The organism is Kitasatospora sp. NPDC001225, from assembly GCF_053597855.1.
In genome coordinates this window covers 1-7,342 of sequence record NZ_JBSFJC010000232.1, presented here as the reverse complement: position 1 = coordinate 7,342, position 7,342 = coordinate 1, and the positions used below count along the sequence as shown (strand labels likewise).

12 protein-coding genes and 1 pseudogene are annotated in these 7,342 nt (G+C 71.0%); 11 read left to right on the top strand and 2 right to left on the bottom strand.

Translation table 11 applies throughout. The annotated features are described in order from the left end of the window. Positions 1–906: DUF317 domain-containing protein (locus ACWDCZ_RS37910; protein WP_449818306.1), on the top strand; the 906-nt coding region annotated here is incomplete at its 5' end. A 24-nt stretch (positions 907–930) separates the two neighbouring features. Continuing rightward, positions 931–1,416, top strand: coding sequence for a hypothetical protein (locus ACWDCZ_RS37905; RefSeq protein WP_387976934.1), 486 nt, complete (start codon positions 931–933; stop codon positions 1,414–1,416). Positions 1,417–1,423: 7 nt separating this feature from the next. On the opposite strand, the gene ACWDCZ_RS37900 is transcribed toward ACWDCZ_RS37905, so the two are convergent. Continuing rightward, on the bottom strand, positions 1,424–1,663 hold the full coding sequence (locus ACWDCZ_RS37900; protein ID WP_387976931.1) for a hypothetical protein: 240 nt from the start codon (positions 1,661–1,663) through the stop codon (positions 1,424–1,426). Positions 1,664–1,881: 218 nt separating this feature from the next. Between ACWDCZ_RS37900 and ACWDCZ_RS37895 the strand changes: the two genes are divergently transcribed. From ACWDCZ_RS37895 to ACWDCZ_RS37870, 6 genes are all read left to right on the top strand, one after another. After that, a complete protein-coding gene (locus ACWDCZ_RS37895; RefSeq protein ID WP_387976928.1) occupies positions 1,882–2,259 on the top strand; it encodes a DUF317 domain-containing protein in 378 nt (125 codons plus the stop codon). After that, entirely contained in the window at positions 2,256–2,600 is a 345-nt protein-coding gene (locus ACWDCZ_RS37890) for a hypothetical protein (protein WP_387976925.1), read from the top strand. The genes ACWDCZ_RS37895 and ACWDCZ_RS37890 overlap by 4 nt, the downstream gene beginning before the upstream one ends. Before the next feature lie 163 nt (positions 2,601–2,763). Continuing rightward, a complete protein-coding gene (locus ACWDCZ_RS37885; protein WP_387976923.1) occupies positions 2,764–2,997 on the top strand; it encodes a hypothetical protein in 234 nt (77 codons plus the stop codon). Positions 2,998–3,053: 56 nt separating this feature from the next. Beyond that, on the top strand, positions 3,054–3,434 hold the full coding sequence (locus tag ACWDCZ_RS37880; protein WP_387976920.1) for a hypothetical protein: 381 nt from the start codon (positions 3,054–3,056) through the stop codon (positions 3,432–3,434). A 53-nt stretch (positions 3,435–3,487) separates the two neighbouring features. Beyond that, a complete protein-coding gene (locus ACWDCZ_RS37875) occupies positions 3,488–3,700 on the top strand; it encodes a hypothetical protein (protein WP_387976917.1) in 213 nt (70 codons plus the stop codon). Positions 3,701–3,974: 274 nt separating this feature from the next. Beyond that, positions 3,975–4,118: a hypothetical protein gene (locus ACWDCZ_RS37870; protein WP_387976914.1), complete on the top strand. Its 144-nt coding sequence runs from the start codon at positions 3,975–3,977 to the stop codon at positions 4,116–4,118. A gap of 306 nt (positions 4,119–4,424) precedes the next feature. Here ACWDCZ_RS37870 and ACWDCZ_RS37865 read toward each other — a convergent pair whose 3' ends face one another. After that, positions 4,425–4,583, bottom strand: a complete 159-nt coding sequence (locus ACWDCZ_RS37865; RefSeq protein WP_387976911.1) for a DUF255 domain-containing protein — start codon at positions 4,581–4,583, stop codon at positions 4,425–4,427. Positions 4,584–4,784: 201 nt separating this feature from the next. Between ACWDCZ_RS37865 and ACWDCZ_RS37860 the strand changes: the two genes are divergently transcribed. The 3 genes and pseudogenes from ACWDCZ_RS37860 to ACWDCZ_RS37850 all read left to right on the top strand — a co-directional run. Further along, on the top strand, positions 4,785–5,528 hold the full coding sequence (locus ACWDCZ_RS37860; RefSeq protein ID WP_387976908.1) for an NUDIX hydrolase: 744 nt from the start codon (positions 4,785–4,787) through the stop codon (positions 5,526–5,528). Beyond that, positions 5,529–6,692 (top strand): 5'-methylthioadenosine/S-adenosylhomocysteine nucleosidase family protein, encoded by a 1,164-nt coding sequence (locus ACWDCZ_RS37855; RefSeq protein WP_449818305.1) that lies wholly within the window; start codon positions 5,529–5,531, stop codon positions 6,690–6,692. It begins immediately after the preceding gene. Continuing rightward, positions 6,689–7,342 (top strand): annotated as a pseudogene (locus ACWDCZ_RS37850) (hypothetical protein); the annotation flags it as partial. The gene ACWDCZ_RS37855 and the pseudogene ACWDCZ_RS37850, both read left to right, overlap by 4 nt.

Sequence of the window (7,342 nt, the reverse complement as noted above, 5' to 3'; positions counted from 1 at the left end):
CGCCGCCCGGCCCGCGCCCGCCGCCGCACGCCGCCGCCGCTGACCCTGGACGATCCGATGCCGTACACCACTGAGAAACCCCGCGAGTACCGGATCACCCCCCGCTACCTCGCCAACGGGGATGCCAACGGCTCCCCGGCCATTCAGCGCCTCCTGGATGCCGGCTGGGCCCTCAGCAGGGACGAGCTTGCGAACACCTTCGTCACCGCGCCGGACCTGCGGGCCCGCCTGGCCTTCCTGCCCGAGGGCGAGGACTCGACGCTGTGGAAAATCAGCGCGGGGCCGGACGCCTTCGCCCCGCCGCAATGGCTGGTCACCTTCGACAACCGCACCCCGCCCGAGGTCGTCGAGGACTTCACCGCCGCGCTCGCCGCCGCCTACGCACAGGGCCCCGAGGCCTACCTGGGCGACGGCGGCCGAACCTCCGGAGCCGACACCACCCTCCGGCTCCTGGCCGACGGCTGGCGCCTGGACCCCGCCACCCCGTTCCTGAGCTACCAGTCGCCCGACCGCCTCATCCAGTTCCACCAGCGGGACGACCCGCTGCGGCACGAAGCCGAGATGGCCGGCGACACCGAGCGCTGGCTGTTCGAGGTCGGCCCGCCCCGAGGCGTCTGGTACGCCACCGCCTCCTCGCGCCTGCCCGAGCACCTGCTCCAGACCCTCACCACCGCCGTGACCGAACCCATCCCGGTCAATCGGTACATGCGGCGCGTCGATCTGGCGCACCTGCCAGCCGTCGCCACCGCGACGCCGACGGCGCCCAGCCCCCTTGAGGTGGCGCGCGTGCGGGCGGCCACCTCCCGCTCGCTCTCCGTCCCCCGCACCGCGCCGTCCGCGCTCGCCTACAGCACCACCACCCACCCTCCGGCACTCCCGGCCGCCTCGGCCGGACGCTCCCGTTGACCACCCGCACCCCGGAGGAACCCCGTGCCCGACGTCACCGCCCTGGAGCACGCCGACGCGATGATCGAGAAGGCCTGGGGCCGGCCGATCGCCGACCTGGAGAAGGCCGCGGTCCGCCGCCCCGTCGAGGACCCCCTGCTGCGCGCGGCCATGCACAGCCGCGGCTACCTCACTGTGGTCTCCAACTCCATTGCCGTGCACCAAGAACGGCTGCACGCCCTAACTCATCCTGGCCACATCCCCACCTTCTACGACCTCGACCGGATCACGGAATCGGCGAGTGCCCTGCGGACCGCCCACGCCGAGACCAGCACCGCCCTGCGGGCGATCTGCCATGTCGTCGATGCCCGCGAACTCGCCCTGCAGGACCAGAACGGTCCCGGCGCCGAGCGTGTGAAGGCCGCCACCGCGCGCAGCACGCACGCTCCCCGTCCGGTGAGTCTTCCTGTGGAACGGCCCGCCCCGCCGACCGCAGCCGCTTCAGCTGCCTCGGCCGCGAACCGGCGGTAGCGGACGGTCAGTTCACGTCCCGGTCGTGGTGGGCGCCCGGGTCGGCGGCGCCCACCACGCGGGCCAGCTCGTCCAGCGTCAGCTCCACACGCCGGCCGTCCGCCAGCCTGGCCTCGACCACCTCGGCCTGCGCCTGCTCGGCACGGCTCGCCGTGTTCACGGCCCACTGGCCGTCGGCGATCATGGCGATGTCGCCCCTCGTCCACGCCCGGCCCGCGCTGCGGATCTTGCGCTCCAGCGCCGCCATGTCACGACCTCTACTCGGCTCCAACGCCGCCCCCCTTCAGACCTGCGTACGGCCCCTCGCCGTAACCCCGTGTCAGCACCGAGCCCCGCCGATCCATTCCCGCCTCAGTTCGCCCACGGCAGACCGATCACCGCCGGAAACGACTACGAGCTTCGGTATATCGCATGTCAACGTACTCATGTCGCCGAAACCGCAGGTCAACAAAGGGATCCAGCCCCATGAACACGCCCGGCACCCTGCTGGCCGCCCCCGTCCGCCCCATTGCCGAGGAACGCAACTGGCTCTCCTCCGACCACTGTGCGGAGCCGGTCCTGTCCCTGCTCGGTGGACTCGGCTGGGCCACCGTGGACACCCCCGAGGCCAACGTGCACTGCACCAGCCCGGACGGGCGCGTCTACGTCGGCTGGCTACCCGAGGACCCCGGCGCCTGGCAGCGCGGCATCGTCTGGCGCGTACAGGTCCGACCCGACCACGCTGATGCCTGGACCCAGGAGTTCGGCCTCCGCACCCCCTCCGAGGCCGTCGCCGGATTCCTCGCCGCGCTCGTCGCCGGCCCGATCCACCGACCCAACATCCTTGAATGGAGCACCAATTGACCACACCCAGGCTCGACCACGCCATTGCCCACGGCACTCCCCGCAACCCACTCGGCCGCGCCGTGCAGGAGAGCAACATCGTCTGCAGCGACGGCTTCAGCCTCTCGGTACTCGCCCCTGACCCCGTCGACGCCTTCCTCTTGCCCGCCGAGACACTGGAGATCGGCTTCCCCACCCAGCGACCCGAACCGTGGAACGCCTGGCGCACCCACCTCGACGCGGGGTCCGAGGAGAACGACCCCACCGACTCCGTGTACCTGCACGTCCCCGTCGCCCTGGTCCGGGAGCTGATCGAGGCCCACGGCGGCGAAGCCCGGCTCCTTCCCCACCAGCGCTCCTGACCACCGGATTACCGCTTCGACGAAGGACGACACCCTGACGATCACCATCGACCTCACGCGCATCCCCGGCCCGGCCATCGCCGCGCTCGGCCTGGCCAACGCCTTCTCCGTCCCACCCGGGTCGGCCGCGTTCGTGCTCGGCCTCGCCCTCAGCTCAGGCGGCTTGCTGCTGGCCTTCGACGACATCCACGCGGACGGCCTGCGCCGGGACACGGTGATCGTCGCCCACCTCACCAAGAGGCCCGACGGCGCCCGCGTCGGCCAGATCGGCACCGCCCTCGGCCTACGCAACCGCGCGGTCGCCAGATCGCTCGACCGTCTGGCCACCGACGGCCTGGTGGTGCTCGACACCGAGGACGAACCGCTGGCCCTGCGGTCGTACCGCCTCGCCGACTGATCACCCGTGTCCCCGAAGGAGGCACCACGAGTACCCGCCACGTCGACTTCCACCCGGTGGTCGTCACCACCGCCACCGAGCATGGCGCGAGCCGCCGCATCCTCGCGAGCCCCCACCTGCGGATCGTCCGCGCCGACCAGGTCCGGCCCGGCGAGCTGATCGTCTCCGCCTTCCAACCCGCCGTGCCCGGCCGCCTTCCCCGGGCCAACTGCTTCGCCGCCGGCCCCTACCCGGCCAGCCCCGGGCCCTACCACCCGGTTTGCGGCTGCGGGGTCTGCGGCCTGCCGGAAGTCCAAGCCCCGAACGGCACCGTCGTCCTCACCACCGGCTACCCGTGGGACACCTGCGACCCGTGGCCCGCCGACGACCCCGTCCTCATCCGGCCTCGCCACCGCCTGCGCGCCCCCGCACCGATGCCCCGCCCCAACCTTCCGTGACCACCGCCGTCGCTGCGCCCGCTCACCACACCGCCCCTTCCTGGAGAACCGCCATGCCACAGCACCTCACCCTCGGCCACCTGCTCGCCCAACTCCAGCCCCTCGACCCGAACCTGCGGGTCCGCCTCGCCGTGAACCCCGACTGGCCCTTCGCCCACTACGTCGGCACGGACGTCGTCGTCCAGAACGGCATCGCCTACATCAGCGAGGACGGCCAGGAGGACTACCTCCCGTCTGACGTCCGCGACCAGCTCGCCTGGGCCTGACCCAAGCCGCCGACCGAAGGAGAGCCCTATCCCCACCGGCTACCATGCCCGCCTTCCCCGCCCGCTCGACCGCTTCGCCCTTCACCCCATGCCACCGTGGGCAAGCTGAGCACTCGTCCACAGCGTCCCCGCCCACACCGGCCACCCGATCAAGGTCCTCTGGATCCCGCACACCGCGCCCCAACTCCCCTTCGGCCGCATCCTCCTGCGCTGGGAACCCGCCCCCGAGGCCGGCTGGGACGTCACCGCCCGCCTCGGCCTCGCCACCACCGTGGTGCCCCTCGCCACCTGGCCCGCCGCCGGAGACGACTGGCCCCGCCTCGTCCGCCCCACCCTGCTCGAGGTCACCGGCCTGTGCTCCGCCCTCACCGTGGCAACCGCCGCACTCGAACTCGCCAACCGGCTCGTCGACTCCTGACCACCACCAACCAAGGCCGCCCCTGCGCCGATCCCGCAGGGGCGGCCTCGCCATACACCCACCCGCCCGCCGCTACGTACGCCCTTCACGGGAACAGCGAGGAAGGGACACCATCGTCGCCGCCGACCAGCCGCCCCAGGCCCCGTACCAGGTCCTGCTGCAGCTGCGCTGCATGCGAGCAGACGTTGGCGCGGCCCGACCTCGACCCGCGCGGTCGAGCCCCTGCCCATCTCCGCAAACCCGGGCTTGCGGGAAGCCTTCGACGGGTCCTCTGAGTGAGAGGTCTGGACGGGAACCCATTCGGCACTACCTGTGCGCCATCGCCTGGCACCAGTGACAGGCCGCGTACGCGACGCTCAGCAGCACCGGCGCCCCAGCCGCTCGGCCGCCACGGAGCCATCCGGATTTCAGGGCCAGCAATCGACGGGGTTGTCGGCGTACTGCAGCAGGTTCGGGAGGTGACATCGGCCGGGCGGTTCACCCTGTGGGCAGTGTCGCAGCACCGGCCGCAGGAGCCACGGAACCGGAACCGACTGGTGGGGTCGGTGCCAGCCGGTCGATCCGCGCGGTCCCGCCGCACGCACCGCGGCTACAAGGTCGAGCGGTGGAGCGTCCCCACACTCCCCTTATTGTGCAAGTGACAGTAACTGAAGTACCTTGTAGAACATGCAAGATGACGTGTGGTCACCACCTGCTGTGCTGCTGACGGTCGATCTCGTGATCCTGACGCTGCGGGAGAGTCGCCTGCACGTCCTCCTGGTGGAGCGAGGCGGAGATCCCTTCCGTGGCATGCTCGCCCTGCCCGGAGGATTCCTGAACCACGATGGTGAGGAGATCCTGGATGCCGCCCACCGCGAGCTGAGCGAGGAAACGGCCCTGGCCGCCGACTCCGTGCACCTTGAACAGCTGGCCGTGTACGGGGGCTCGGGCCGCGATCCGCGGGGCCGCGTCGTCTCCGTGGCCCACCTGGCGATCGCACCGGGGCTGCCCGACCCGGTCGCGGGAACGGATGCCACCGACGCCGCGTGGGTTCCCGCAGAAGCCGTCCTGTCCGGCGAGGTGGAGCTCGCCTTCGATCACCGTCGCATCACCACGGACGGGATCGAACACGCGCGCACCAAGCTCGAGTTCTCGGCGCTGGCCACCGCGTTCTGCAGGGAGAACTTCACCATCGCAGAGCTGCAGCAAGTGTACGAGGCCGTCTGGGGCACCGAGCTCGACACCCGCAACTTCTACCGGAAGGTCCAAGCCGCGAAGGGGTTCATCGTCCCTGCCGGCACTGATCGCAGAACCACGGGAGGACGGCCCGCACGGCTGTACCGGGCCGGCCCGAAGACCGTGCTGTTCCCACCGCTGATACGGCCCGCGCCATCCGCGACGGAAGAGCACACGAGAGGGGAAGAGGAATAGATGTCGAATGGCCCGGTGGTGATTCTCACTGCCCTCAATCTTGAGTACCAGGCTGTACGCCAGAGGCTGGCGGGTCCGCAGGTGCATCGCCATGAGCGTGGCACCCGGTTCGAGGTGGGAAGCGTGCAGGGCACGTCGTGCCGTGTCGCGCTCGGCCTGACGAGCAAGGGGAACCACTCCGCCGCAGTGATCGCCGAACGCGCGATCCAGGAGTTCTCGCCGGTGGCCGTGCTGTTCGTCGGGGTCGCCGGCGCCCTGTGGGACACCACCAGGCTGGGCGACGTGGTGATGGCGTCGCACGTGTACGCCTACCACGGCGGGACCAGCGAGGACGACGGGCTCAAGGCCCGCCCCCGGGTGTGGGAAGCACCGCACGGCATCAGCCAGCTCGCCTCGCACCTGGCCCGCTTGAACGACTGGGCGGGCCCCGAGGCCGGTCACGAGGACGCACCGCAGGTCCGCTTCGGGGCGGTCGCCGCCGGCGAGGTCGTCCAGAACTCGAGGATCTCGGCCGAGGCCAAGTGGATCCGGCAGCACTACAACGACGCACTCGCCATCGAGATGGAGGCGGCCGGTGTGGCACAGGCCGGCCATCTCAGCGGGGCACCGGTGGCCATCATCCGGGGGATCAGTGACCGGGCGGACGGCACGAAGAACAGTGCGGAGGACCGCAACTGGCAGCCGCGGGCCGCGGCGAACGCGGCGGCTTTCGCCACCCGGCTGGCGGTGAAACTGGTAGGGGAACTGGAGGAGAACGCGATGCCCCGGGACGACAGGGTTCGTTCGGCCGACAGGCTCGGCCGACATGTCAGCAACACCGCCCACAACAGCACCGTCGGCATCATGGCCGGCTCGGTCACGGGCAGCAGCGTCCACATGGACACGGCCCCGAAGGCGTCCGGACCGACGGACCTGGTCGCGGAACTGAGCAGCTTCCGTGAGCAGTTGGGGCGCCACCGCATCGAGGGCGCACTCGACGAGGACACCTACCGGGAGGCCCTGGCCGATCTGGACTCCGCCCTCCGGTCGGCTGGGGGAAACATCCCCGAATCGTCGAAGCGGACGGCCATGACACTCAAGCGGCTGCGCGGGCTGGTGGCGGAGTGCCCGGCGCTGGTGGCCCGGCTGGCCCCTCTGGTCGCCGCGGCCGGTGACCTGTCATGAACCACGGCAACGACGCCGCGTACAGCTCGGCCGCGTACGACTCCACGGTCGGAATCCAGGCCGAGACCGTGCACAACTCCAACGTCTACTTCGTCCATCCGGACGCCTCACCGCAGGAGAAGTACCGGCTGGGCGTGCGGTTCCTGGAGGACGGCGTCCTCAGCCGCGCCCGCGAAATGATCACCGATGCGATGGCCCACGGGTACGACGGCGCGGAGGTGCGTTTCCACTGGGTGCTCGCGGTACTCAGCGGACGCACCTACCAGGACCTCACCGCTGAAGATGTCCACCGGCTGCACTACACCTCCGGGCTCGTACGGATCTACGCCGAGGGCGAGTGGAAGGAAGCCCTGCGTGTCACTCTCGACCTGCTGGCAGTGCTCAGCACCGCGAGCGGCGAGACCGGAACCGTGCTGAAGCAGTTGCATGACCTGCCGCTCCGCCAACGCGAGGCGATCCTCCGCCACCTCGACCTCATGCTCACCGGAGGGCTGAAGGACGACCTGTGGGCGGAGACCTGCGAACGGGCCGGGGCGGAACGCTACGGCAACGACCGGGTCCGGCGGGTCTGGGCCTACTTCGCGCCCGCCCCCATCGGGGCGCGGGCCGTTCCGCCCCGCCCGAGCACTGCGGCCGCCGCCCGGGCGGGC

Coding starts and splice junctions, on each gene's coding strand:
- ACWDCZ_RS37855 (WP_449818305.1), top strand. CDS start 5,529: ATGTCGAATGGCCCGGTGGTGATTCTCACTGCCCTCAATCTTGAGTAC.
- ACWDCZ_RS37865 (WP_387976911.1), bottom strand. CDS start 4,583: ATGTCACCTCCCGAACCTGCTGCAGTACGCCGACAACCCCGTCGATTG.
- ACWDCZ_RS37895 (WP_387976928.1), top strand. CDS start 1,882: ATGAACACGCCCGGCACCCTGCTGGCCGCCCCCGTCCGCCCCATTGCC.
- ACWDCZ_RS37900 (WP_387976931.1), bottom strand. CDS start 1,663: ATGGCGGCGCTGGAGCGCAAGATCCGCAGCGCGGGCCGGGCGTGGACG.
- ACWDCZ_RS37875 (WP_387976917.1), top strand. CDS start 3,488: ATGCCACAGCACCTCACCCTCGGCCACCTGCTCGCCCAACTCCAGCCC.
- ACWDCZ_RS37860 (WP_387976908.1), top strand. CDS start 4,785: ATGCAAGATGACGTGTGGTCACCACCTGCTGTGCTGCTGACGGTCGAT.